Raw genomic sequence first — 26055 nt, 5'->3', positions numbered from 1 at the left:
AAAAAATCATGAACAAATTGTGACTATTCAGAGCCATGCGAAATTTCAGAACAAATTGCGAATCATGCTTGCATGAATGAGCACTTTTTTCTGAAATTTCATATGGCGAGAAGCCACATCAAGATGCAGCGCAGCGGAATCGAGATGGGGCTCTGAACAGGGACTTATTTCTGAGTTGTGTTCGCAATTCATGTTTCTATAGCAATCCCCGAAAATAATGCAAAAAATTCAGCACCGCAGAGCGTGAATTACTGCGTCACAGATTTTCGTCGTACCCCGGTACGCCTTCAAATCTGTTCCTTGCAATTCGCGCTCTGCAGCACTGCCTTTTTTGCATTATTTTCGGGTCTTGCTATAGGTTACAGGTCCAGCAGCTTAAAGGTGGAAATTCCGAGGAAGTTTCGGGAGCAGAGGCTGATTCCGCCCATGAGGACGGAGACATCCTGCAGGTGAGCCGGGAGGACGTGGAGGTACCAGCGGAGGCGGTTCTGGATTCCGGAGGTGATTTCGTCGATCAGACCCGGGATGTAGTTGGTGAAGGAGCTGTTGATGACGATGACGTCCGGGTTGAAGGTGTGGAGAACCGTGTTCAGGCTGATTCCGATGTAGTGGGTGAAATCCTGCATTACTTTGCGGGCGTTGGGGCTGCCTTCCTGGTAATACTGGATGAAGCGTTCGACGGAGACGTTTTCTAGGCCTTCAGCGGCGGCGAAATCGTTCAGGACGGCGGCTTCGGAGATGTACTGTTCGAGGCAGCCGTGGTTGCCGCAGGGGCAGGGCCGGCCATCGGGGAAGAGGATGGTGTGGCCGAATTCGCCGGCGTAGCCGTTTTGGCCGGTGTAGAGTTCGCCGTCAATGAGGATTCCCATGCCGACGCCTTCGTGGATGTTCAGGAAGATCATATTTTTAAAGTGCTCTGCGCAGGCGGCTTCGCCGATGACGGAGAGGTTGGCTTCGTTTTCTACGATGACAGGGACCTGAAATTCTTCTTCGAGGTAGTTTTTCAGGTTGGAGTGTTTCAGATCGTAGTAGGGTGTGAATAAAACGAGGTCGTCGCAGACGACGCCGTAGATTCCGATGGAGATTCCGACGAGGCCGCACGGTGTCTTGGGGAGGTCGGATTTGGTTTTGTGGAGGAGGGAAATCAGGTATTCCTCCAGGGAGAGGGATGGATCAATCGGGTATTCTTTTACAGTACATGATTTTCCCTTCAGATCTCCGGTGAGAATGGTGATCTTTTTTACGCCGAGATCGACGGCGATGATGGAACCGCAGCGATTATTAAAAGTAAGCAGAATCGGTTTTCGACCCATGGAAGTTTTTTCGGCACTGCCGAGTTCTATGACGAGCTGGCGGTCGAGCAGTTCCTGGACGATGGTGGATACAGTTGCTTTTGTCAGATGCAGCATTTTCGCCAGATCTGCGCGGGAAAGCGGCGGATGGTTGGCGATTGCCTCGAGAACCAGGGCGCGGTTCATGTCTCGTATATATTCCTGATTTCCGGTACTCATAAAAAATCCTCCATTCTGCCGCATAAGCTGTAGATACTTGAGATATTTGCGTGTGTGACGAAACAGTACATATTTATATGGAAAATAAATAATATTCTTGTCAGCATATAATTCCTCCTAAAACATTGTACTATGCCGTATTGGCCCTAAGTTATCTCTTTGAGTTTTGAGCACATTTTTGCATTTCTAAAATAATTCAATTATCATTGTACCATATACCGCTAATAATTCGCTACTGAAAAACGCTTCGTCAACTATAACAGAGTCATTATATAGAGTAATGAAAGGATTTTTTAAATGCATTTTACGTATAATGAATTATCAGTATAATAAAACTATTATAAAATAACACTCATAGTCTGTAGACTTATAGTCTACAGACTGTATATAATTTTTTTAATAGAATATTAGGGTGGTGATGGCTATGAATATTATTGAAGTTTTTTCTTCAAATGTACGTTTTTATCGCATGAAACTCAAATTATCACAAGAAGCATTAGCAGAGAAAGCAAATCTGCACAGAACTTATATTAGTGATATTGAACGTGGTCAACGTAATGTGTCTCTTGAAAATATTTATAACATAGCTGTGGCACTTGAAATAGAGCCCTATATGCTACTTCAAAAAACAGACGAAAGAAATGAGGTGTAACTAGTATGGCTGATTTTACAATTTATTGTGATGATCTTCAAGAAGGAATATGGTTCCAAGAATTGGATCCTCACTTTGAAAATGCTGAGCTTGAAGTGATTCCATCGAAAAAAGCGGAAATAATGAGTTGCGGATTAGATGAGGTCTTAAAGTACGATAGACCGGATATTATTTTAAAAGATGAAAATAATGTAATCTTTGTATTAGAGAGAACTGTAGAAGTTCCTAGTGGTCATAATGTTGGCCAAAGATATGGTCGTCTCCTTGCTGCGGCAGAAGCAAATATTCCTATTGTTTACTTTGGACCTTATATGGCTTATAAACATGGTGGAAATACAGCTGGCCCTAGATATATGAATCTTCGATTGTTTTATTCTTTAAAGAAAGCGTCCGAATTGTATAATACTGCAGTTACAACGATAAACTGGCCAGTTGATAGAGACTGTGAAGTTTTAAAAACACCTGCTAAAGATAACCGTATAAAGCAGTACTTGAATTTGTTTTTTAGTTATTATGATAGATTTGGCCAAAATGGATTATCTCAATACATAAAAAATTCTGCATTCCAAGCAGAACAATATCGCGAACAAGAGGCATTTGCTAGAAAGGAAATTAGAAACCCTGGCCAATATAATTATCCGCCAGAGTCTCTTGAAATTATTTCGGTTTCTTCCTTCTGTAACCGTTACGGATTGAATTTACAATTGCCACGGTCAATTCAAAGTGTTGTATTATATCACATAGGAATGACGTATATTCGATCGGATCCTTACGTTGGAATGGCTGCATTATATAAAACTTTGTACGGCGATGAATCTAATATTGTTGTACTTGAATTTGCTAATATTGATAGTTCATCGTGGTTTGAACAACAGAGAACTAGTAAAACATATCGGATGTACAAAACTTTTTGTGATGCTATTTTATTCCGTGATGAATTCATATGGCAAGAAAAATTGTGATATATTGATCAAGGCTTATAAAAAAATTCTAAAGTTTCTATTCCCATATTGTTTCCACGACGGTTAACTCCGCTTCGTTCTGCAGTACAAAGATATTCAAATCCATTCTGTAGTGCGAGGCGGATGGTCATTTCATGCAGATCAACTACGCTACCATTTGCGGTAGGATTGCCTACCATAAAAAATGCAAATTTTGCATGTTTTAATACGCGAAAAGCTTCTTTAATCATTAGATTATAATCATATTCAAATCTGATTACGACATCTTTTCTGTGTCTTTTTCCACCAGTTAATTCAGCATCGAGTTCTCGACTATTATATCCCAACCAGTCTAAACTCAAACAGCCATATTCGGCATAAGGAACAGCGGCAATATAAGGCGGATGTGTTACAATTGCATCAACAGAATCATTATCCAACAGAAGCTTCGTGTTATTGCCTAAAATAATTCTTCCAGGGTAATAAAGAGAATTACCGAGTGCTGTTGACAAGTTAATCAATTTATTAATGACATCGTTAAATGAATCTGTAAAGCTTTTTAGCGGTAAGGCTTTTGTTTTGTGATTCTTATCAAACATCACATTAGGGTATCTACTGCTTGCATTACTAGACTTTCTTAATATATCACTAAAAGCAACTTTTGCAATACGTTGCAATTCAATTTCTGGAATTTGATCTATTATATCATAAATCATTATTAATTGCTTCAAGACATGATCTTGATACCACTTTTTATTCCATTCTGTATGATATCTATCGCTTTCTTCGGGTTTTTGCAATTTCCCTTTATATACGTCATCACTAAGAGTCATTATAGAAAGTTGGCCATCTTCTAAATGTGCTATCGACGAAAGTAATTTTTGTTGAAAAACAGACAATTTCTCTTTAGAGAGTACTGTGTTTTTTACTTGAGATATCAGTATTGCTAAGGGATTTAAGTCTACACCAATACATTTTCGTCCAAGAAGCATTGCTTCTAATGCAGTTGTACCTGAACCTAAATATGGATCCAATACAACGTCACCGGGACTTGTTAACAATTCAATTGCTGAATGTGCTATTTGTGGAATAAATTTTCCGGAATATCTATGAATATTATGGCTAAGATATTGGGTGTCAGAATTTTTGAATTCCCAGCCTATTTCATTTATTTCATTTATTAGTTCTTTTTTAGATTTCACTTTCTCCGCTCTCCCCAAAATATATTATTTTGCATTCTTTGAGATTTTTGACATAGATATGTGCAAAACCTATTTCTTCCGGAAATATTTCGTAGTTTTCATTGCCAAAAGCCAAAACAGGAATATATATAAGGTTATCCAAGTTTATCTGTTTTAATAAATGATGATTCTTACAAAAATTTTTTAAGGATTTTTGTAGTAATCCCCTTTTGTTTAAAAACAAATCCTTCAATTTTTCTCTATCGCCAATGTCATATTGGGGTTTGGCTTCAATGACTAACATGAATCCATTTTTATATGCAAACAAATCAGGTATTATTTCACCTTCACTATGTCTTCGAGGATCTGGACTATTATCTTTTGCTACTATGGGGTTCATAATACTCAATACAAATAATTCATCATCTGAACCGCCTGGATATTCGCCAGCAACTAATGTCCATCCCTCTTTCTTTAGATATTTTCTCATTGCTATATGAATAAATGTTTCTGTCACTATTACATCCTCTTTTCGTAAAAAATTACAAACTCATTTTCAATAATTCTATCCTGCCAGGGAACTTTTGAGTTACTATTATTTGTTTTTAATTTATGTGCAATTTCAGAAATATATGTAAAACCATTTGCTTCAAAAATTTCAGTAATAATTTTGTCTGTAGGAATAATAGAATCACTAATCTTTTTGTTTCCAATAACAAAAGCAACTTTTCCACCAACCTTTAGCCAGTGAGAAAATTTTATTACAAGATTGTCCATATCTTCGAAGAATTTTAACATCATTAGTGCGCGATTTCTCGTTCCTTTTATTTCTTCTTTTGATAATAATTTAGTAAAGAATCTCGCGCATTCAGGGCTTTTTTTAATAACTTTAAGTGTGTTTATATCAAAATTTGCTTCAAGAAGATATTCGGATCCTATAACGTCTTGACTAAAATTATATGGATCAACGCCAAGTAATGGTTCCAGTGCTCTAAACGACAACAAATGTGTTCTCAAATAGCTTAGTGATTCAACACCGTATGGAGGAGAGGTTATTACTGCTGATATACTATTGTCTGCAATATCTGCAGAAAGGCAACTGCTTTCTATTACATTAATTGTATCGGCATTTTTTATTGTTGAGTTATGAGAAACATTCATTTCTTTTATTGATCTAATCATTTTTCTTAGATGTGAAATGACTAGCTTTAAAACATCTACATTTTCCCTAGGCGTTTTTCTATACTCTGCACGAACTACATCAACATCAACATTGCCAATGCTTCGCATTTTCGCAGAAAGAGCTGTTGCAATCAATTCACTAATATATTTGTTGTTTTTAACTTTTAAGATATATTCTACAACAATAGAAACACCTAATAATGCTTCTTTTGTAAACCATTTATCATAGTTTGAAAATGAAGTAATTGAGTTTCCATCACGTGCAATGATTTCTTCATATGTATATTTATGAATATCCTTTCCGTTAAGAAAACCTTCGTATTTTTCCTGATAGAATTTGCCCAAACTTGTTATATGCTTTTCTATGTTACTAGTATCTACATCAAATCCACTTTTTACGCGAGAGATCATGGCAGATAATGGTGATATTTCAATGCCTAAAGCGGGTATCCCTAAAAGTCTTGCTTCTACCAGTGTTGTTCCGCTTCCACAGAACGGGTCTAATAAAAGATCATTTTCACTCAAATCAAAAAAATTACAAATAGCTCGAACTAATTGTGCAGGAAATCTTCCAACATATCGATGCCATCCATGCGCTCCCGAATCAGCACTCCAACTTTTTGCATTTTCTTTCGGATGCTCTAACAAATATTGTTCGGTACTAATATTATCTGCTTTTTGAACAATTGAAAGCTTCCTAGAATACTGTTCCCAGGTCTGATTACATATTTTCTTCTCTTGCATAGAAATTAAATGATTATAAAAATCAATTTGATCTTTAGGGCCATTAAAAACGTAAGGCATATATTGAATTTTATGGTTTTCTCCATTAAATGTAAAATCGCGATATGGAGCTTCTTTGATTGTATCAATCATTTTTTCTTTGCGTTCATTAAACAATTGCTCCAAATTTCCTTTTTCAATGTATGCCTTAACATGGTTAATACGTTCTGAAGCAAGTTGTGATGGATTGGTATCTCCAGCTTCCCACCTTCGCAAAGAAGCAACAGAGACGCCCAATAAGTCTGCAAATGCTATTTGACTAAAATTAATACTTAACCGTAATTCTTTAATAAAGTTCATAATTCACCTCGTATAGTTAGCAATGCTATGCTATCATATGATAGCATAGCATTGCATTCATTTCAAGATGAATATATATCTTATTCTGTAATTATTTTGAACGATTATTTCGTTTTTATAAACAGTCTTTGCCATAAGGTTTTTAGTAATATCTTCTGTACTGCATTGTACTTATTTTTAATAAATTATTCTGCAATATGAATTTTGGGAGTTTTCTTTTTACGGCAATATGTAGTTGGGTTTTAGATGAGAATTCTATCATTTATAATTTGGCAATCATATCCTTAATTATTTTAAATAATGGTGGATTTTTTCAGATTAAAACATTATCTTTGAATGATGTTGAAAATGTTAATTTAATAAGAGCGGATAGAAACACTCTTATAAATGGTAAGCGCCAAGTATTCCTACGGATTTTCAAATCCTTAGATTTCCCCTATAATTGCAGCTGATAGATACTTAGATTATTTCACTACAATTATGGAGGATAGGTTATGGCAGGTACTCGCAAGACCAGCGTTCCGATGGTGGAACAGATCAGACTTATCAATGAATGCCGTCAGAGCGGCATGACAGATGCTGACTGGTGTCGTGAAAACGACATTGCAGTAAGCACCTTTTACAACTGGGTCAGCCGTTGTCGGAAAACAGCAGCGGATCAGATCCAAGCGGCGAATTATGGTCATCTTGAGGTTCCACGCCCGAAACAGGACGTGGTTCCCATTGACATTGTTCCGGATCACATTCCGGAACAGCATACCGCATCGCAGATGCTAAATTCGAACCTTGACAATTCACATACGATTGAAGTTTCTATGAAGGATATCACAGTCCGCATCAGAAATGATGCGGATCCTGTTCTGCTCACCAGGACTTTTCGCATGCTTCAGGAGTTTTCACGTTAGGTGATGTTTCCATACTTGAGAAGATCTACATTGTCTGTGGCTACACGGATATGAGGAAATCTATTGACGGACTCTGCACCGTTATCGAAGACCAGCTTAAGATGGATCCGTCGTCCAGTGCTCTCTTCCTTTTCTGTGGAAGAAGACGGGACAGGATGAAAGCCTTGTTCCGCGAACCGGATGGCTTCGTTCTGATCTATAAGCGATTGTCTGTCCGCGGCGGTTATCAATGGCCCAGAAAGCAGTCAGAGGTCCGGAATCTTTCCTGGCGGGAGTTTGACTGGCTGATGTCCGGGATTGATATTGACCAGCCAAAAGCCCTCAAAGCAGAATAAAAAGCTCGCGGATCCTGGCAGAAATCCTGCATAGAAAAATCCGGAAATCCCTTGTAAATCCGGCATTTTTCAGGCGTTGTTTTCCTTTAGTAAAAGCCCCCTTTCTGGTATAATAAAGGAATCAAATCCGAGGAGAGAAACGATGGCTTCCAGTGCAAAAGATATCCAGCTTCGAGAGCTGAAAGATACCGTATCACAACTGAAAACAATGATAGCGGAGCAGACGGAACTGATCAAAGCTCTCCGTCTTATTATTGACGAAAAAACCAGTCATGAGAAAGCTCTTCAGGAACAGGTAGATTATCTGACAAAAAAACTCTTTGGTCCCTCCAGCGAGAGAAGATCTGATGATATTCCGGGACAGCAGAATCTCTTCGATGAAGCAGAAGTGGAACAGGATCCATCCCTGTTGGAAGGCGAAACGGTAATCCGGGAGCATACCCGTAAAAAGAAGGCAGCACATGAGGAACTCTTCAAAGGCCTGAAAGTTGAAAAAGTAGTGGTCCCACTTCCGGAAGAGGACCAGATCTGTCCGGTATGTGGTACGCAGATGGTCCTGATCGGCGAGGAATATGTCCGCCGGGAACTGGAATTCATTCCTGCCACCTGTAAAGTGATCGAATACTACAGCCAGAGCTATGGATGCCCCTCCTGCAAGGAAGGACTCGGCGATACAGAAAAGCCTGTGATCGTAAAGTCTCAGGTTCCGCCAGCTCTGCTTGGAAAAGGACCTGCATCAGCATCTGCAGCTGCATGGACTATGTACCAGAAGTATGCCAACGGGCTTCCACTTTACCGGCAGGAAAAGGACTGGAAGCAGTATGGGGTGCAGATCAGCCGGACGACCCTTGCAAACTGGATCATCTACTGTTCAAAGAACTATTTTCAGCCAATGTACGATTACTTTCATCGGGAGCTGCTGAAACGTAGTTTTGCGATGGCAGATGAGACGCGGGTCCAGGTATTGAAAGAGGAAGGACGCAGGGCACAGACCCAGTCATTCATGTGGCTGTTCCGAAGCGGTGAGGACGGACTTGCGGAGATCATCCTGTATGGCTATTCCCCGACCAGGAGCGGCAGCCATGCAAAGGAGTTTCTGGAAGGCTACAGCGGATATCTGGAAACGGACGGCTATCAGGGTTATAACAGTCTGCCTGGGATCAGGCGCTGCTCCTGTTGGGCACATATCCGCCGATACTTTATCGATGCTGTTCCAAAAGGGAAGCAGTATGACTACAGCCAGCCTGCAGTACAGGGAGTCCAGTACTGCAATCGGTTGTTTGCCATGGAAGACTCCATTAACAAAAAGTATCCCGGTAATTATGAAAAGCGGAAACAACTGCGTCTCAAGAAGGAAAAACCTGTTCTGGAGGCTTTCTGGTCGTGGCTTGACCAGCAAAAGCCCGTCCGGAATACCCGGCTGGATAAAGCCGTGAATTATGTTCTCAACAGGCGTGATATAGCGGAAACCTATCTGGAAGACGGGCGGTGCAGCTTTACCAATAATCTCAGTGAGAATGCGATCCGTCCGTTCGCAGTGGGGCGAAAAAACTGGCTGTTCAGCAGTTCCGTGGACGGAGCGAATGCCAGCGCAGTAGTCTACACAATGGTTGAGATGGCCAAAGCACATGGGCTGAACATCTACGGATATCTTAAATTTCTGCTGGAGAACCGACCGAGTAAAAATATGACCGATGAACAGCTGGCGGAACTGGCACCTTGGAGTGAAAAACTCCAATCTATCAAAAATCGCATGTGAATTATAGTGAATTACTCCAACTCGTAAAGGGCTGGAGTAATCTTGTATCTAACCGCATTATTATTTGGCGCTTACTATAAATGAGTTACCTTTGGAGATTTAAAATAATTTAAAGAATGCGTTTTGGTTCTTTTGCTACAGATATGTAATGTGCTTATAGCGGCATATTTGGAGATGTGATTTGGATCGTATATATGTTTGCAATGATATCGGAATGTAGCATGTTATTTTGGCATATATATAGTTATAACTTGGAGAATTTGCTCCATTGCCTTTTTTAACATTTTTATATCGCACAAGAATATTCAATATAGAAGTGACAGTGAAAATTTGTAGTTAATGATATGAACAAACAAAATTGATTTTGTTTATAGAGTAGATGGTAAAATATGTAATTGAAGATAGATGTGTTATGAATACACAAAAAAATATGAAAAAAAATAGAAAAAATATGCAAATTCACAGAAGATTTACTGGATATTCATAATTTGTTCATAATTGATTGGTATAGTTATCTCAGTTCCAAAGGAACAGCGTGTATGCAATCACTACACAATTAAGATTTTTTCATAATAATAGCCCAGGCGCCGAGAGGTTCCTGGGCACTCCTCGTTTTTGGGAAATTTTTGATCTTGGGACAGACGGAAATCTGTGTAGACAGGGTAGTGATCTTTTTCTTGACTTTTGCGAGAAGCAGCCTTATAGTATAAATATAATAACAATTACTGTTATCGAAAGACACGAAAGGAAAAAAACTATGTCAACACTCAAGTATAGCAGACAAAGAGAAAGCATCAAAGTCTGCCTTCAGGGGCGAAAGGATCACCCGACCGCAGATATGCTCTATACCGATGTACGGAAAGAATTTCCCAATATCAGTCTTGGCACAGTATACCGGAACCTGTCTCTTCTTTCTGAATTAGGAGAGATCAAGCGTCTTACAACAGGAGATGGCCCGGACCGGTTCGATGGAGATACTTCCACGCATCACCATTTCATTTGCAGAAAATGTCACTGCGTGACAGACCTTACAATGCGTGACATCAGCGAAATCAAGAACGTAGCAGCGGAAAATTTCAGAGGTACGATCGAAGATTACTCTGTGAATTTTTACGGCATCTGCGAGAACTGCAGAAATCACCCGGGGAACGTATAGCATCCCCAGGAAGAAAGAAAAAATTAAAAATAGGCATTGACAAAAAGGGAAGCTTATGTTAAAGTAATATCAGTAACAGTTACTAATATCAAAAATAAAAAACTGTTATAAACCACAAAATTGGAAATGATAAAATTAAATACACAACAAAAAGAAAGGAAAGAAAGACTATGAAAAAATTTGTATGCAGCGTATGTGGATATGTTTATGAAGGAGCAGAAGCACCGGAAGTCTGTCCGATCTGTAAAGCACCGAAAGAGAAATTTATCGAGCAGGGCGAGGATCTGACCTGGGCAGCAGAGCATGTAGTTGGCGTAGCATCCGATGTTCCGGAAGATATCAAAAAAGACCTGAGAGCCAATTTCGAGGGCGAGTGCTCTGAGGTTGGTATGTACCTGGCAATGTCCAGAGTAGCATTCCGCGAGGGATATCCGGAAGTAGGTCTGTACTATGAAAAAGCAGCTTACGAAGAAGCAGAGCACGCAGCAAAATTCGCAGAGCTTCTCGGCGAAGTCGTAACCGACAGCACCAAGAAAAATCTGCAGATGCGTGTAGAGGCAGAGAACGGAGCAACCGCTGGCAAAACAGATCTTGCAAAACGTGCCAAAGCCCTGAATCTCGATGCAATCCATGACACCGTGCATGAGATGGCAAGAGACGAAGCTAGACACGGAAAAGCATTCGCTGGTCTGCTGGCTAGATATTTCGGTAAATAAAAACTTTTTAGTAAAATAAATTTATTGAAGAGAGAATGGAGAAATCTGTTCTCTCTTTTTGTGCGTTTTTTCTGCATTTCCTATGTCTTTTTCGTGTACAGCTGTCTTTTTGATAAATCCCAAGGAAGAAAATGTGCTTTTAATTTTAAATGGAGAGCAGTGTGAACAGGATATTTGCAACACAAAATGTCGGCAAATAATACCGATTTAATGCCGGAAATAATACAGTGCATGGGACATTAAGTAAAGAAAAGCTGATAAGCTGGGATTTTTATGATTTATTCACAGCTTATCAGCTAATACACATCAATTATTGAGACAGTTGTATATTGAACAGTGTTGAAAAAACATAATAGAGTAATCTGATTTTATTCTTCTATTCGTTTTTTGTCATAGCAGATAAAGGTATAAGTTCCATTATCTGCGAGAGGATGTGTTTCACCAGAAAAAACAAAATTGCGATCCGTAACATTTCCAGAACGAATATCCTGACATACTTTGAGCACATCTTCTAAAGTGGTTGGCTTGGAATCTCCATTTCCATGTGAGATCAGGACTCGGTCATATTTTCCGGCAATTTTTTTCTGTAGCGCTCGTAAATTTTTTTCATAGGAAGCAAGTCCTGTGGAAAATTTGTCAAACAGGAATAAAAATGGATTGCAGGCATCACCGAGAAGAATTGTCCGCTCTTCCGGAATCAGCATGACAACACTGCCCAGGGTATGACCGGGTAATTCATAAATAACAACATGAATTCCACCAAGCTCAAAAACATCACCTTCCTGCAGATTATGAAATTTTTCAAATGGAGCAGATGGTATCATATCTGTTTCTTTGATAAGCCCTTTTTCAGGACACAATCCTTTCGCGCCTTCCAGACGGAAGCCTTTTTCAGAATGAAGCTGATATACGGATTTATCCTTATGATTCAGATAAATTTCTTCAAATTCATTGGCGCCCATGGCGTGATCTACATGACCGTGGGTTATCAGGACTTTTAATGGCTTGTTAGTCAGGTTATGGATACAGTTTTTTAAACTATAGAATCCGCATCCAGTGTCGATTAGGACAGCTGCTTTGCTGCCTTCAATTAGATACATAAATTCTGTGCAGAATCCATGAATTCTTGTAATGTGTTCTGAAATTTTTTCAGTTTTAAATTGCATAGTAGAACCCCCATTCTTTTTGCTTTAAATCTAAGTATAGCATAGAAATTAGTTGAAAAGTTGTTGAAAAACAGCAAAAACATAGGAATAAATTTATAAAAACACAGTATAGAAAATGTGTATGTGTCAAAAAACACAAAAAAATATAAAAACAAGATCAAAAATATCATATAAAACAAAAAGCATATTTGATATACTGAGATTATTCAAAATCATATGAGTTTGTAGAAACTGAAATTTGCAAATTAAAAAGGGAGAATTCTTATTGTCTAATATCAGACAGGGTTTTAAAGGAGGTTTTTATGAAACGAAAAATAATATCAGTGATGCTAACGGGCACTATGATCGCAGGAATGCTTACAGGCTGCGGTTCAGACAGTAGCAGTAAAAGCAGTTCAAGTGTAATTTCCGGGTCGTCAGAAACTGAAACGGAGACTACAGAAGCAGACGAAAGTGATGATAAGACACCAGTCACATTTGAATATTTCAATGCAGACGGCAAAAATGGAAATTGGGATAATCCGGTAGCAAAAGCGATCACAGAGGCGACAGGTGTTACGTTGGATGTCAGCTATCCGGTTGCATCGCAAGGAGATGCAAAAGAGGATGTTGCGTTGATGATTGCAAATGATGAATATCCGGATTTGATTTATGCAAAATCGAATGCAACGGATCTGTATGCAGCCGGTGCCTTAATTGATATGACAGATCTGATTGAAAAATATGGACCTAATATAAAAAAAATGTACGGAGATGAGCTGGAAAAATTACAGTGGAGTAAAGATGATCCGGGAATTTATCAGCTTTCTTATGCGGGTGTAAATCAGAAAACACTGACAACAGGAGGAACCTGCCAGATCCAGTGGGCTGCACTGAAAGAGAATGATTACAAATATCCAAAAACAATAGATGAATATGAAAAAATGATCAAGAGCTATTTGGCAGCTCATCCAAAGACAGAAGATGGTTTGGATATGATTGGAATTACTATGAGTGCAGCAGACTGGCATTGGCTGATTACACTGAGTAACCCGGCAGGCTTTATCGCAGATGCAGCGCCGGATAATGGACAGTGGCTGATTGATGATGACTATACAGTACATTTAAAAACGGTTACGCCGGAAGAAAAAGAGTATTTTAGATGGTTATGCCGTATGTACAATGAAGGAATTCTGGATCCGAATTTTGCAACACAGACGGATGATGACTATATTGCAAAGGTTGCCAGCGGCCGTGTTGTTGCCTTGACAGATTCAGAATGGCACTATAGTCAGTGTGAAACAGCATTGATGGCTGATGGAAAAGTAGATCAGACATATGTTGGACTGCCGGTAACCTTAAGAGAGGATCAGGTCTGCAAAGCTCTTTTGTATCAGGGAACAACGGTCGGATATGGAATGGCAATTACAAAAAGCTGTGAGGACCCAGTTCGTGCAATCAAATTCATGGATTATCTGTGCTCAGATGAAGGACAGATTTTATATCATTGGGGAATTGAAGGAGAAAATTATTTCCTGGACGAAAATGGAAAGCCGTATCGTACCGATGAAGAAGTTGCCAAAGCACAGTCAGATCCAGACTATCATAAGAACACAGGTATTGATAACTATACTGGATTTCCAATCTATGGAGCAGGTTCTTATACTGAGGACGGATTCCCGTATACTCCAACGACGAAAGAATCTGTGATTGCAAATTATAACGAAGCGGAAAAAGCCGGATGCGAGGCAATGGGAATCGAAATGCTGACAGATATGTTTCCGCAGCCAGAAGAATTTGAGCTTCTTCCATATTCTGCACTCTGGGCATATCAGCAGCCACAGGAACTGACCGAGCAGCAGAATACAATTTCGGATATTAGTTGGCCAGGGCTGGTAAAATGTGTTTCGGGTACGGAAGAGGAATTTGACGCAAATTGGGACAACCTGGTAAACGAACTGGAAGAAAATGGTCTGGCGGATACAGAGAAGGCTGTTACTGAATTTCTTGCTACGAAACTTGTGAATACTGATAAATGAAAAATCTAAATTTCCCGGCTATACTGGGAAGAATAGAGTAGTTGAAAACGTTAATGATTGCAATAAAAACGCCAAACTTCTATGCAGCAATGAAGTTGACACTGCAAGCTAAATTTACGTATAGAACAGGTACGAATTTTACATACAAGTCGCTGTATACCAGTGAACTGTAATCAGCTTTAGTCCGCGATTATGATAGCCTGGTTGATTTTTTACTTGAAGTGAGTATAATTAGGTAAGAACAGAAATGTTCTCGATGTAAGAGCATCGTTAAAAGTTGGACTGCAGATGGAGCAGGATAAATTTCCATCTATTTAGGTCCTTTAATAAGACATTGAGTCTGACAGCTTGGAGTAAGTTATAGTCCACGTGGGGGACTTAATGATTTCCATGCCGTTAAAGGTATCTTAACTGGATACCGAGGCTGACAACCAGCAGAAAACTCTTTACAAAAGATGTTCTTAGAGGAGTGTGGTTAAGTATCACACTCCTCGTTACATATGAGATATGGATAGTAAAAAAGAAAGGGATTTCAATATGGAAAAACAGACAGGCTGTGTCCACATCTACTGTGGGGATGGAAAAGGAAAGACGACTTGTGGTATGGGACTCTGCACGCGTGCGGCAGGGTATGGATACCGTGTTTTGATTTATCAGTTTATGAAAGATAACAGCACGAGCGAGCGGAAGGTGCTCTTACTGTCGCCGAATGTGACGTTTGTGCCGGGGCAGGACAAGATAAAGTTTTCGTTTCTGATGACACCGGAGGAGAAGGCAGAGCAGAAACGGTATTATGAAGAGCAGTTTCAGAAAGTGACAGAAAAAGCAGTTCAGGAAGAATACGATGTACTGTTTCTGGACGAGCTGGTTTATACGATTGGAAGCAAACTGTTTGATGAGCAGCTCCTTCTGGATTTTCTGGACCACAAGCCGGAGAAGCTGGAAGTGATTCTGACCGGGCAGGGACCGTCGGAGGCGCTGATTGAGCGGGCGGACTATGTTTCGGAGCTGAAAAAAATCAAGCATCCGTTTGACAAGGGTCTTGCGGCAAGAGATGGAATCGAGCGGTAACGCTGAAAAAACAAGAAAAAAGATACTGTTTTGCGGGGAAGGTGATTCCATGCAGAACAGTATCTTTTTCTTGATTTTGCGGCAATGAACCAAAATCTGTGATGGAACAAGTTTCTGGTGATTGCCGCGATAACCTGAGAAGTATCTGGAAGGCGCTGTAAGACAGAAAATAACGTTATTATTTCGCACCGCGATCCGCAATCATTTTCGTGGATTTCTTCACGCAGTACAGACATGTCGGTGCGATATAGCAGCAGGCGGCGAGCCACGCAGCCTGATCCGCAAAGCAGATTGCGGTGAAGCCAAACGCACCGACAAATCCCAGGCAGACAATCGTTCGTGCCAGCATCTCCATTACGCCGGAGAAAACGGCTCTTCCCGAGTAGCCAAGTCCCTGCGTTACCATACGGCAGACATTCAAAATACCAAGCATCCAGTAGAAAAATCCGAGGCAGCGCAGATATTTTGCCGAAGCGTTGATTGCTTCGAAAGCAGAGCTGACAATAAAGAGCTTTGTCAGCGGCCGTCCGAACAGAATCATGATGACACCTGCAAACGCACCATAGCCGACACCGACAAGCACACCCTGGCGGAGTCCCTGACGGATTCGCTTTGACTGGCCGGCTCCGAGATTCTGACTGCAGAAGACGGAAGCCGCGGTACTGATCGCATCAAACGGACACATCATAAACTGTTTGATTTTCATGGCAGCTGTGAACGCCGAAACATAAACACTGCCAAGCCCATTATTCGCTGACTGCATTACCATACTGCCGATCGCCGTGATCGAAAACTGCAGTCCCGTCGGAATGCCCATTGCGAGGAGTTCCTGCGCGGCATCCTTTCGCAGAGTGCGGTTTTCCTTTGTCGGAAGCAGGAGCTTTACCTTACGGGAAATAAAAAACAGACATAAGAGTCCGCTGATCGCCTGGGCGGAAATCGTCGCAATCGCCGCGCCTGCGCACCCCAGATGCAGAATGATAATACAGAACAGGTCGAGGAAAATATTCAGGATTGCCGAAAATGCCAGAAACAGAAACGGCGTGCGGCTGTCCCCGACGGCACGCAGGATGCTGGAAAGATAATTGTACAGAATCGAAAACGGAATCCCGAGGAAAATCACAAGCTGATATGCGTAGGCATCCGCGAAGATATCGGACGGAACCGACAGCAGGTGCAGAATCGGTGCACAGAGTAAACTGCAGAGTGTGGTCAGAATAGCCGCAATCAGGACAGCAAGTGCAGCACCATTAAAAATATAATCGCGCATTTTATCAAGCTTTCCGGCGCCGAAATACTTGGCAACCGGAACACTGAATCCCGTGCAGCTTCCCATACAGAAGCCGAGCACCAGAAACTGTACACTACTGCTTGCACCGACGCTGGCGAGCGCCTCCGGGCCAAGTGCCTGGCCGACAATCGCCGCATCGATGATGTTATATGTCTGCTGCAGCAGATTTCCGATGAGAAGCGGAAAGGCAAACGAGAGCATCAGCTTTACCGGATTTCCCTTTACCATAGATGTTGCCATAAAAAACGCCTCCCCTGCTTAATATGCACGTGAATTATAAACGAGTGCCGTCTTATTCAGGTTCTGAATCATGAAATAGTCGGCAACGAGTTGGCCGATTCCGCCGGTCAGGTAGCCGAGTAGCGTCCACAGAAGAATGGCGGAACCGTTTTCCTCAATCATCACACCGTAGCGGTCGTAGGATTCGCGGTACATGCGGTTTGCCTGTTTGTAACGCCAGTAAACGCCGTAAATTCCACAGGTAACCCAGGACAGAAGCAGCACAATAATGTAGTTCGGGCTGTCTTCGCCGTCACCGTAAAAGATGGTGTTCAGGTCTTCCACATAAACATACCAGAAGTAGATCGAGTAGAGTCCGCACGTCAGAAATGTGAGCAGAAGATAGAACCAGAAACTGCGGTTGTCTTTTACATTCATTTGTAAATACCCCCTTTAATTAAGATAGAACCATTGTAGCACGCGCCCGAGAGAGGGGTCAATAGAAAGGAGCGGGTCGTGGTAATAAATGCGCCAGGCATAAACGGCGAGAAGCAGCACGACAAGCACCGTAATGATCCCCTTTTTAAAACGCCGAAGTCCCGCCGTCTGTTCCGGCCCGAAGAAGAGCCAGACACCTGCGGGCAGCACGGCATAGACAAGCGGATGCATCCGAAACGCCGCCTGAAAATGACTGGAGAGCATTAACAGTACCGCGCGGCTCATTCCGCAGCCCGGGCAGGAAATGCCTATGAAAAAACGGATCGGACAGCCGATGCCTGTGAGGGTGATGAAGGCGACGTAAACGCCGAGGAGCAGGCAGAAGAAAAAGAAATCGCGGCAGCGTTTCCTCAGAAAAGAAAGATACGCGCTGCCGCGGCCGGGATCACGTTTCATGGAGTTTGGTAACGGCGTATTCATATAAAGCCTCCTTGCGCTCGCTGTCGGTCGTGAGAAAATGCGAGTACAGAACGTCGATCATAACGAGAATCGGGAACTGCGGAGAGATTGCGCCGCCGTTTTTCAGATGCTCTTTGACCGCAAGCAGCAGGACTTCATCGCAGAAGGCATCGTAATCGCTGGAGCTGCGGGAAGTAAAGAGAATGGTAGAGGCTCCCTTTTCCTTTGCGGCTCCGAGCGCACGCAGCACCTCCGGTGTCTGTCCACTGACGGTAATGCCGATTGCAGCGCAGCTCTCATTGAGCAGAACGGCATTCATTTTCATGATGTGAATGTCGGTAATTGCTTCAATATCCACGCCTGCAAGCATAAAACGCAGCTTCATTTCCTGGGCGGAAAGTCCGGAGCTTCCAAGACCGTAGACATACACCCGACGCTTCGAAGTGAGAATATGGCAGATGTGGTCAATCTGCGCGCGGTCGGCGAGCGAGTAGCTTTTATTCAGCAGCTCCTGATACGTATTCAGCACCTGTTTGATGTGATCGTCCGTGCCAGGCAGTGCGGCGTTCAGACCTTCCTGGTAACGGTAGACAAATTCGCGGTAGCCCGTGTAGCCGCATTTTTTCGCAAAGCGGGAGAGCGAAGCCTCCGAAACATAGAGCAGTTCCGAAACGTGGCGCGCGGACAGATCCGACTCGTCGGTATTATGAATAAAAAAATCTGCTACCGTCCGTTCCAGGGGAGTGAACGAGGGATAGACAGACTCAATGACAGGAATAATCGATTTTTCAAAGTGTTCCATGGAACGTAAGTCCTCCTGGTATCTGTAAATATCTGAAAAAAATTCAGATCAGTTCTTGCTTTATTGTATCACAGGCAGAGTGGTGAATCAACTTTCAATTGTGTGTGAATTGCACGGGAAAGCGGGCGGAAAAATGGAAAGAACTTTAATGGCGTGAAAGTAATTTCTAAAATATAAAAATAGTTGAAAATAAAATCAACATAAATTATAATCAGAACAGATCAAAGAAAGAAGGCAAGACAATGATTATCAAAAACGGACGTGTATTTCAGGAAGACGGAACGTTTGCGGAAAAAGATCTTTATATAGAAGGAAAACGTTTCGTTTCCACAAAAGAAGAAGTGATCGATCAGGAAGTGATCGATGCGAAAGGCATGATGGTTCTGCCGGGACTGGTTGACGTACACAGCCACGGCGCTGCCGGACATGATTTTTCAGACGGAGACGTGGAAGGTTTAAAAGAGATCCTGCGCTACGAGAAAGCGCACGGCATCACCTCTTACTGCCCGACATCCATGACACTGCCAAAAGACGATCTGCTGAAAATCTTCGGAACCATCGAAGCAATCAAAGATGAGCCGGAAGCAGAAGTGATCGCCGGCGTCAACATGGAAGGACCGTTCATCGATCCGATCAAAAAAGGCGCACAGGCAGAGGAGAACATCGTGGCTCCGAACGCTGAGTTCTTCCGCGCATGCAATGCGGCGAGCGGCGGAAAAATCCGTCTCGTAACCCTGGCCCCGAATATGCCTGGCTCACTGGAATTTATCAAAGAGGTTTCCGATGAAGTCATGGTTTCCATCGGCCATACGACAGCAGATTATGACACCGCGCTGGCTGCCATGAAAGCAGGAGCACACCATGTCACCCATCTGTACAACGCCATGCCGCCGTTCGCACACCGTAACCCTGGTGTCATCGGCGCCGCATTCGACGATCCGGAGTGCCGCATGGAGCTGATCTGTGACGGCTATCACATTCACGGTGCGGTTGTCCGCGCGACCTTCTCCATGATGGGAAGTGAGCGTATGGTTCTCATCAGCGATTCCATGATGGCAACGGGAATGCCGAACGGAACGTATTCTCTCGGGGGACAGGCTGTCTGGATGAAAGACGGAAAAGCAACACTGACTGACGGCGAGACGATCGCGGGTTCCGCTACGAACCTGTACGACTGCATGAGAAAAGCAGTTTCGTTTGATATTCCGCTGGCAGATGCCATTTTTGCGGCAACAAGAAATCCGGCACAGAGCATCGGTATCTACGATGAAGTAGGATCCATTGCACCGGGCAAAAAAGCGCATGTACTTCTGGTGGACGACGAACTGAACCTGAAACAGGTTATTATGTAATTTATTATATAGAAGAAATTTGGAGGAAAAACAAATGTTATTAATTGAAGCAAAAGATTACAATGATATGAGCAGAAAAGCAGCAAACATCATCTCCGCGCAGGTGATCATGAAACCACACGCAGTGCTCGGCCTTGCAACCGGATCTACCCCGGTCGGCGCTTACAAACAGCTCGTTGAGTGGTACAACAAAGGCGACCTTGATTTCGCAAATGTCACCAGCGTAAACCTGGACGAGTACAAAGGACTCTCTCCGGAGAATGATCAGAGCTATCGTTACTTCATGAACACCAACCTGTTCAATCATGTCAACATCAACAAAGAGCGCACCTTCGTTCCGAACGGACTGGAGCCGGACAGCGAAAAAGCATGTGCAGCATACAACGAAACCATCCGCAGCGTCGGCGGCATTGACCTGCAGCTTCTTGGACTTGGAAACAACGGCCACATCGGATTCAACGAGCCGGGCGCAGCATTCGAGAAAGAGACACACTGCGTTGACCTGACCGAGAGCACCATTCAGGCAAATAAACGTTTCTTTGAAAAAGTAGAGGATGTTCCGACCCAGGCATACACCATGGGAATCAAGAACATCATGCAGGCAAGAAAAGTTCTGCTGATCGTCAGCGGCGAAGGAAAAGCAGAGATCCTCGACAAAGTTCTGTACGGACCGGTTACTCCGCAGGTTCCGGCTTCCATCCTGCAGCTTCACAACGATCTGACAGTTGTAGCAGATGAAGCAGCAATGTCTGTGATCAAAGCAAACCACAGATAATTGTTATGATGAATGAAAGGTCCGCCGAATGGGGAGAATATAAAAAAATCCCCGTACGGCGGGCTTTTTTGCGGTTTACAAATTGATGTAAATGTGTTAGCATAAAACCAGTGCATAAAAACAAAACACAGTGACGAAGAGAGTACATCTGCATGTGCGAATTTACAGAGAACACCCCCGAAAACCATTCCGGTTTTGCAGGCTGAGAGGGGAGGAGGAGCGGCAGATCGAACATGGCTTCCGAGAGGCGCACCGAACCGTGAGAACAACAATCTGAAACGGTAAGGCTGCGACAGGTTCCGCCTGTTACAGCGGAGAGGTATGGCACATGTACCTGCAGAGGTTTCTGCCGTGAGGCAGGGACGAAAAGAAGTGGTATCACGGGTAAACAAACCTGTCTTCTTCCGACTACAAGAGAGCGGAATAAGGCAGTTTTTTTATTTGAAAGGAGAAATGAAAGCAATGGAAAAAATCAGACCGAAATATTATATCACCACGGCGATTGCCTACACATCCGGCAAGCCGCACATCGGGAACACCTACGAGGTCGTACTCGCGGACAGCATCGCCCGCTTCAAACGTCAGCAGGGCTACGATGTATTCTTCCAGACCGGAACCGATGAGCATGGCCAGAAGATCGAGCTGAAAGCAGAAGAGGCAGGTATCACGCCAAAAGAATTCGTAGACAACGTATCCACCGAGATCAAGAGAATCTGGGATCTGATGAATACGTCCTACGACAAATTCATCCGTACCACCGACGCCGATCACGAGGCACAGGTACAGAAAATCTTCAAAAAACTGTACGATCAGGGAGATATCTACAAAGGATATTATGAAGGTCTTTACTGTACACCGTGTGAATCCTTCTTCACCGAGTCCCAGCTTGTAGACGGAAAATGCCCGGACTGCGGACGCCCGGTTACCCCGGCAAAAGAAGAGGCATATTTCTTCAAAATGAGCAAATATGCACCGAGACTGATCGATTATATCAACACCCATCCGGAGTTCATCCAGCCGGTTTCCAGAAAGAACGAGATGATGAACAACTTCCTTCTTCCGGGACTGCAGGATCTCTGTGTATCCAGAACCTCCTTCACCTGGGGAATCCCGGTATCCTTCGATCCGAAGCACGTTACCTACGTATGGCTGGACGCACTGACCAACTACATCACCGGAATCGGTTATGACTGTGACGGAAACAGCTCCGAGCAGTTCAACAAGCTGTGGCCGGCAGACCTGCATCTGATCGGAAAAGACATCATCCGTTTCCATACCATTTACTGGCCGATCTTCCTGATGGCACTCGATCTGCCGCTTCCGAAACAGGTATTTGGTCATCCGTGGCTGCTGCAGGGCGACGGCAAGATGAGTAAATCCAAAGGAAACGTGATCTACGCAGACGATCTGGTAGACCTGTTCGGCGTAGACGCTGTCCGCTACTTCGTTCTGCACGAGATGCCGTTTGAGAACGACGGTGTCATCACCTGGGAGCTGCTGGTTGAGCGTATGAACTCCGACCTTGCCAACACGCTTGGAAACCTGGTAAACCGTACCATCTCCATGAGCAACAAATATTTCGGCGGCGTTGTGACAAAGACCGGCGCAGCAGAAGAGGTGGATGATGATCTGAAAGCAGTCGTTACCGCAACAAAAGCAAAAGTTGCTGCAAAGATGGAAGAGCTGCGTGTGGCAGATGCGATGACCGAGATCTTTGGTCTGTTCAAACGCTGCAACAAATACATTGACGAGACGATGCCGTGGGCATTGGCAAAAGACGAGGCAAAGAAAGACCGTCTGGAAGAGGTTCTGTACAACCTGGTAGAGAGCATCACCATCGGCGCATGCCTGCTCGAGTCTTTCATGCCGGAGACCACCGAGAAGATCCTGGCTCAGTTGAATGCAGAGAAACGCAGCTACGAAGAGCTGGATCAGTTCGGACTGTATACATCGGGCAATCAGGTAACCGATCAGCCGCAGATCCTGTTCCAGAGACTCGACGTCAAAGAGGTTATGGAAAAAGTAGAAGTGATCCAGGCAAAACAGAAAGCTGCCATGGCTGCCGCATCCGGAGAAGAAGAAAAAGAAGAGGAGGCAGTGATCGACCTTGAGCCGAAGGAGGAAATTACCTTCGAAGATTTCGGAAAAATGCAGTTCCAGGTAGGTGAAATCATCTCCTGCGAGCCAGTGAAGAAATCGAAAAAACTCCTCTGCTTCCAGGTTAAAGTCGGAAGCCAGACAAGACAGATCGTCTCCGGAATCAAAGCATATTACAAACCGGAAGACACCATCGGAATGAAGGTTATGGTCCTGACCAACCTGAAACCGGCCAAACTGGCAGGAATGATGTCCGAAGGAATGCTGCTCTGCGCCGAGGACGCCGAAGGCAACGTATGCCTCATGACCCCGGAAAAAGCAATGCCGGCGGGTGCGGAGATCTGCTAATTGATTAAAAGAAAAATAGAGTAAATAGAGAAATCCCTTTCCATGCGTGATGTGTGGGAAGGGATTTTTTGCGTTTTAAAAAGTTAAGGAAAACGTCATATAAAGATTCTGAATCTTATGATAATATAATGATAAAGAGAGAATATTTGAACGGGTTTATCGAATATGACAACAGGAAGGAGGAGCGTTGTATGAGAAAAATGCGGACGTTATTTCTGGTTTTACTTTGCTGCGGACTGTCATTGTATGCGGGGGTATCTTATGTGAAGGCAGAGGAAAAGGTTCCTTCTGATTACGATGCTTATTTGCAGGAAACAGGGATGCCAGAGAATGAGATACAAAAGCTGGATGAGCATGTGAAGCAGTTTATCGTCGATGATTTAAAAAGCGGAGATGGAAAATTCGAGTATATGAAAATCAATGCAGAAGAACAGATGATGAATGGAAGTGCGGAAGATTTTACGGGAATTGAATTTTATGCATCAGCCTTCAAAAATGGTTCGGCGATTTATGTTTATCCAACCTATGGATTCACAGAGAACAAAAAGCCCTGTGGAAACGACAGCTTCTCGTTTTTACTAGGAGAGGCGATCAGACCGTATGAATTTGGCGGAACCTTATGGTACAAAGACAACACAATGAGCGACTGGGCAGTCAGTGGAAATCTTATTGCAAACAACCAACAGCTAAACGGCGCCAGCTACTCCGGAAGCCAGCTGGGAACACCGAGATCTGCGATGAAATTCATGGGAACCACATACTGCCATGCGTCGGTGGGGACGGGGGATGATAACAGAATTTTGATGGGGTATTCGTATCAGCCGAAGGAAGTAAGGGTTGAGTTATTCGGATGGAGGCTTTCGAGAAAACAAATAATTTTTGTGCTGGCGGGAGGAGTTGTTGTAGGAAGCGTATGGTGGAGAAAAAATAAGGGTAAGACGCAAAAATAGCCACCCCTGTCTGCAAACTAGGCGACCATTTTTGACATAATTAGTAAACAGGCTGACCGTCTGTCGGCAGCGCTCTTTTTCGACATCATAGCATCACGCTTTTGCAAAAATGTCAAAAGTTCTTTCAAACGTATTTTCTGAATCCAAATTTTTCTATTTGTTGTTTTTATACGCCTTTAGGAGTATAATTCGAAGCAGAGGTGATAAAATGAAAAAAACAGTTTATCATGGTTCGGATCATATTATTGAACGGCCGAAATATGGTTATGGAAAAATTTATAATGATTATGGTGTTGGATTTTACTGTACAGAAAACCAAAATATGGCCAAAGAATGGGGTGTCAGTGCGGATAAAAATGGTTACGCAAATAGATATGAGATTGAATGTGATGGATTGAAAGTTCTCAATTTGAATATGCGCGACTATACAATGCTCCATTGGCTTACGATTTTGTTGGAAAATCGAGAATTTGATGCATCCACACCGTTGGCGGCAGAAGCAAAAGAATATTTGCTACAAAATTTTCATCTTGATTATGAAAAGGCAGATATTATCATTGGATATCGTGCTGACGACAGCTATTTTTCTTTTGCAGCGGATTTTATTAATGGTGCAATTTCTTACCGTCAGTTGAGTAATGCAATGCGTCTGGGAAAACTGGGCCAGCAGTTTGTTTTAAAAAGCAGAAGAGCATTTGAAAGTTTGGAATTTACAGGGTATGAGATTGCAAGTGTGCAGGAATGGTATAAGAGGAAAGCATCCCGTGATCATATGGCGCGTCGGCAATATTTTGATCTGGAACGAAACCGCCGTCAGCGGGGTGATTTATATATCACCACAATTTTAGATGAGGAGATGAAACCAGATGATCCACGCTTACGATAAATTATATCTTTCTGTTGCACAAAAAAATCTTGCCTGCATGCTGGATTATATGGTCAACGATTTAAAACGGCCGTTGGAAACTGTATGGCAGTGGTTTTGTATGAGTAATACAGCGTCACGGTTTGAACGAGGTGACTGTTCTGTGGTAGCGGGAATGTCGGGAGTTGAAATTGCATATGAAGTATTACAGGAAGCAGGGGAACCAAAGCCGGAACAAGCCCCCTCTTATTCTTACGATCGCAGCCCTGAATATTGGACAGGCTGGGCGTTGGCCTATTATCAGTGGAGTACCAGTTTGTCTTTTGCGGAAATAAACCAGGCTATTCCTGTAACTGAAGTGCGAATGCTCTACACGCCATATCATGAAATGGATGTTCGTCAGTTTGTAGATAAAATGAATGAATTATATCGTGAAGCAAAACCGGAGACAAACTTGAAAGAATTGCGTACTTTTGCAAATCTAAGTCAGAGTGAACTGGCACAGCAGGCAGGTGTTTCGGTTCGGACCATTCAGCAGTATGAACAGCGAAGAAAGGATATTAACAAGGCGCAGACAGAGACCTTGTTGAAGATTGCGCGGGCATTAGTATGTACGGTAGAAGATCTGGTGGAGAAAGTTCCAACTTGATAAAATGAATAAAAAGTTTCTTGTTCAAAGTTTCAGAAAACGTCATAAACTTTTCACCTACGCAAGGTTATATCTTCAGCCCCGGGAGGCCGCTGGGAGAGAGCTTAAGCAAAACTCGATTATCAGAACAAGCG

Annotated in this window: 24 protein-coding genes; 15 read left to right on the top strand and 9 right to left on the bottom strand. The window is 42.8% G+C overall.

Features of this window, described 5'->3' with window-relative positions; translation table 11 throughout:
* Nucleotides 1–359: 359 nt before the first annotated feature.
* Nucleotides 360–1511: an ROK family transcriptional regulator gene (locus tag DW915_RS10585; RefSeq protein WP_055222028.1), complete on the bottom strand. Its 1152-nt coding sequence runs from the start codon at nucleotides 1509–1511 to the stop codon at nucleotides 360–362.
* Nucleotides 1512–1935: 424 nt separating this feature from the next.
* Between DW915_RS10585 and DW915_RS10580 the strand changes: the two genes are divergently transcribed.
* Both DW915_RS10580 and DW915_RS10575 read left to right on the top strand, forming a co-directional pair.
* Nucleotides 1936–2163, top strand: a complete 228-nt coding sequence (locus tag DW915_RS10580; RefSeq protein WP_118742099.1) for a helix-turn-helix domain-containing protein — start codon at nucleotides 1936–1938, stop codon at nucleotides 2161–2163.
* 5 nt (nucleotides 2164–2168) lie between these two features.
* A complete protein-coding gene (locus DW915_RS10575) occupies nucleotides 2169–3125 on the top strand; it encodes a hypothetical protein (protein ID WP_118742098.1) in 957 nt (318 codons plus the stop codon).
* An 8-nt stretch (nucleotides 3126–3133) separates the two neighbouring features.
* Here the strand turns inward: DW915_RS10575 and DW915_RS10570 are convergent, their stop codons facing one another.
* From DW915_RS10570 to DW915_RS10560, 3 genes are read right to left on the bottom strand one after another with little or no spacing between them, the layout of a single operon-like run.
* Nucleotides 3134–4306, bottom strand: a complete 1173-nt coding sequence (locus tag DW915_RS10570) for a DNA methyltransferase (RefSeq protein WP_158581053.1) — start codon at nucleotides 4304–4306, stop codon at nucleotides 3134–3136.
* Entirely contained in the window at nucleotides 4296–4802 is a 507-nt protein-coding gene (locus DW915_RS10565; protein WP_118742096.1) for a hypothetical protein, read from the bottom strand. Before DW915_RS10565 ends, DW915_RS10570 begins: the two co-directional genes overlap by 11 nt.
* A gap of 2 nt (nucleotides 4803–4804) precedes the next feature.
* The gene (locus DW915_RS10560) at nucleotides 4805–6550 is read right to left on the bottom strand and encodes a DNA methyltransferase (protein ID WP_118742095.1); all 1746 of its coding nucleotides are present in this window, start codon (nucleotides 6548–6550) and stop codon (nucleotides 4805–4807) included.
* A gap of 494 nt (nucleotides 6551–7044) precedes the next feature.
* Here DW915_RS10560 and tnpA point away from each other — a divergent pair, with 494 nt between their 5' ends.
* From tnpA to DW915_RS10535, 5 genes are all read left to right on the top strand, one after another.
* Nucleotides 7045–7455 carry an IS66 family insertion sequence element accessory protein TnpA gene (gene tnpA / locus DW915_RS10555; RefSeq protein WP_243033818.1) on the top strand — a complete coding sequence of 137 codons (411 nt, stop codon included), beginning with the start codon at nucleotides 7045–7047 and terminating at the stop codon, nucleotides 7453–7455.
* Between the two features lie 11 nt (nucleotides 7456–7466).
* Nucleotides 7467–7790, top strand: coding sequence for an IS66 family insertion sequence element accessory protein TnpB (gene tnpB / locus DW915_RS10550; protein WP_330422684.1), 324 nt, complete (start codon nucleotides 7467–7469; stop codon nucleotides 7788–7790).
* 142 nt (nucleotides 7791–7932) lie between these two features.
* Nucleotides 7933–9549: an IS66 family transposase gene (gene tnpC / locus DW915_RS10545; protein ID WP_118742094.1), complete on the top strand. Its 1617-nt coding sequence runs from the start codon at nucleotides 7933–7935 to the stop codon at nucleotides 9547–9549.
* Between the two features lie 757 nt (nucleotides 9550–10306).
* Complete coding sequence (locus DW915_RS10540) at nucleotides 10307–10705, top strand: Fur family transcriptional regulator (RefSeq protein ID WP_117814367.1); 399 nt, start codon at nucleotides 10307–10309, stop codon at nucleotides 10703–10705.
* Nucleotides 10706–10875: 170 nt separating this feature from the next.
* The gene (locus DW915_RS10535) at nucleotides 10876–11421 is read left to right on the top strand and encodes an NADH peroxidase (protein ID WP_022462914.1); all 546 of its coding nucleotides are present in this window, start codon (nucleotides 10876–10878) and stop codon (nucleotides 11419–11421) included.
* A 368-nt stretch (nucleotides 11422–11789) separates the two neighbouring features.
* Here DW915_RS10535 and DW915_RS10530 read toward each other — a convergent pair whose 3' ends face one another.
* The gene (locus tag DW915_RS10530) at nucleotides 11790–12587 is read right to left on the bottom strand and encodes an MBL fold metallo-hydrolase (protein WP_118742093.1); all 798 of its coding nucleotides are present in this window, start codon (nucleotides 12585–12587) and stop codon (nucleotides 11790–11792) included.
* A 302-nt stretch (nucleotides 12588–12889) separates the two neighbouring features.
* Here DW915_RS10530 and DW915_RS10525 point away from each other — a divergent pair, with 302 nt between their 5' ends.
* Entirely contained in the window at nucleotides 12890–14605 is a 1716-nt protein-coding gene (locus tag DW915_RS10525; RefSeq protein WP_055222034.1) for an extracellular solute-binding protein, read from the top strand.
* 537 nt (nucleotides 14606–15142) lie between these two features.
* Entirely contained in the window at nucleotides 15143–15676 is a 534-nt protein-coding gene (locus DW915_RS10520; protein WP_022462915.1) for a cob(I)yrinic acid a,c-diamide adenosyltransferase, read from the top strand.
* Between the two features lie 178 nt (nucleotides 15677–15854).
* On the opposite strand, the gene DW915_RS10515 is transcribed toward DW915_RS10520, so the two are convergent.
* Genes DW915_RS10515 through DW915_RS10500 form a run of 4 tightly spaced genes read right to left on the bottom strand, consistent with a single transcriptional unit; the run spans nucleotide 15855 to nucleotide 18885 of the window.
* Complete coding sequence (locus DW915_RS10515) at nucleotides 15855–17207, bottom strand: MATE family efflux transporter (protein WP_118742092.1); 1353 nt, start codon at nucleotides 17205–17207, stop codon at nucleotides 15855–15857.
* 18 nt (nucleotides 17208–17225) lie between these two features.
* Nucleotides 17226–17624 (bottom strand): DUF4234 domain-containing protein, encoded by a 399-nt coding sequence (locus tag DW915_RS10510; protein ID WP_022462917.1) that lies wholly within the window; start codon nucleotides 17622–17624, stop codon nucleotides 17226–17228.
* Nucleotides 17625–17639: 15 nt separating this feature from the next.
* Complete coding sequence (locus DW915_RS10505; protein ID WP_118742091.1) at nucleotides 17640–18104, bottom strand: DUF2752 domain-containing protein; 465 nt, start codon at nucleotides 18102–18104, stop codon at nucleotides 17640–17642.
* A complete protein-coding gene (locus DW915_RS10500; protein ID WP_118742090.1) occupies nucleotides 18070–18885 on the bottom strand; it encodes a MurR/RpiR family transcriptional regulator in 816 nt (271 codons plus the stop codon). Before DW915_RS10500 ends, DW915_RS10505 begins: the two co-directional genes overlap by 35 nt.
* Nucleotides 18886–19127: 242 nt before the next feature.
* On the opposite strand from DW915_RS10500, the gene nagA reads away from it, so the two are divergent.
* The 6 genes from nagA to DW915_RS10470 all read left to right on the top strand — a co-directional run bounded on the left by nagA (nucleotide 19128) and on the right by DW915_RS10470 (nucleotide 25921).
* Nucleotides 19128–20237, top strand: coding sequence for an N-acetylglucosamine-6-phosphate deacetylase (gene nagA, locus DW915_RS10495; protein WP_055220960.1), 1110 nt, complete (start codon nucleotides 19128–19130; stop codon nucleotides 20235–20237).
* A 34-nt stretch (nucleotides 20238–20271) separates the two neighbouring features.
* Nucleotides 20272–21012, top strand: a complete 741-nt coding sequence (gene nagB, locus DW915_RS10490; protein WP_055220957.1) for a glucosamine-6-phosphate deaminase — start codon at nucleotides 20272–20274, stop codon at nucleotides 21010–21012.
* Nucleotides 21013–21474: 462 nt separating this feature from the next.
* Entirely contained in the window at nucleotides 21475–23457 is a 1983-nt protein-coding gene (metG, locus tag DW915_RS10485; protein ID WP_118742089.1) for a methionine--tRNA ligase, read from the top strand.
* Between the two features lie 191 nt (nucleotides 23458–23648).
* Nucleotides 23649–24407: a hypothetical protein gene (locus DW915_RS10480; protein WP_118742088.1), complete on the top strand. Its 759-nt coding sequence runs from the start codon at nucleotides 23649–23651 to the stop codon at nucleotides 24405–24407.
* 208 nt (nucleotides 24408–24615) lie between these two features.
* The gene (locus DW915_RS10475) at nucleotides 24616–25293 is read left to right on the top strand and encodes a DUF3990 domain-containing protein (RefSeq protein WP_082424703.1); all 678 of its coding nucleotides are present in this window, start codon (nucleotides 24616–24618) and stop codon (nucleotides 25291–25293) included.
* Complete coding sequence (locus tag DW915_RS10470) at nucleotides 25274–25921, top strand: helix-turn-helix domain-containing protein (RefSeq protein ID WP_055220951.1); 648 nt, start codon at nucleotides 25274–25276, stop codon at nucleotides 25919–25921. Before DW915_RS10475 ends, DW915_RS10470 begins: the two co-directional genes overlap by 20 nt.
* Nucleotides 25922–26055: the final 134 nt, after the last annotated feature.

This window comes from Blautia sp. AM42-2, from assembly GCF_003480245.1.
Lineage (GTDB): Bacteria > Bacillota > Clostridia > Lachnospirales > Lachnospiraceae > Fusicatenibacter > Fusicatenibacter saccharivorans.
Note: the sequence above shows the minus strand (reverse complement) of the source record. Positions and strands in the feature narration are given on the sequence as shown.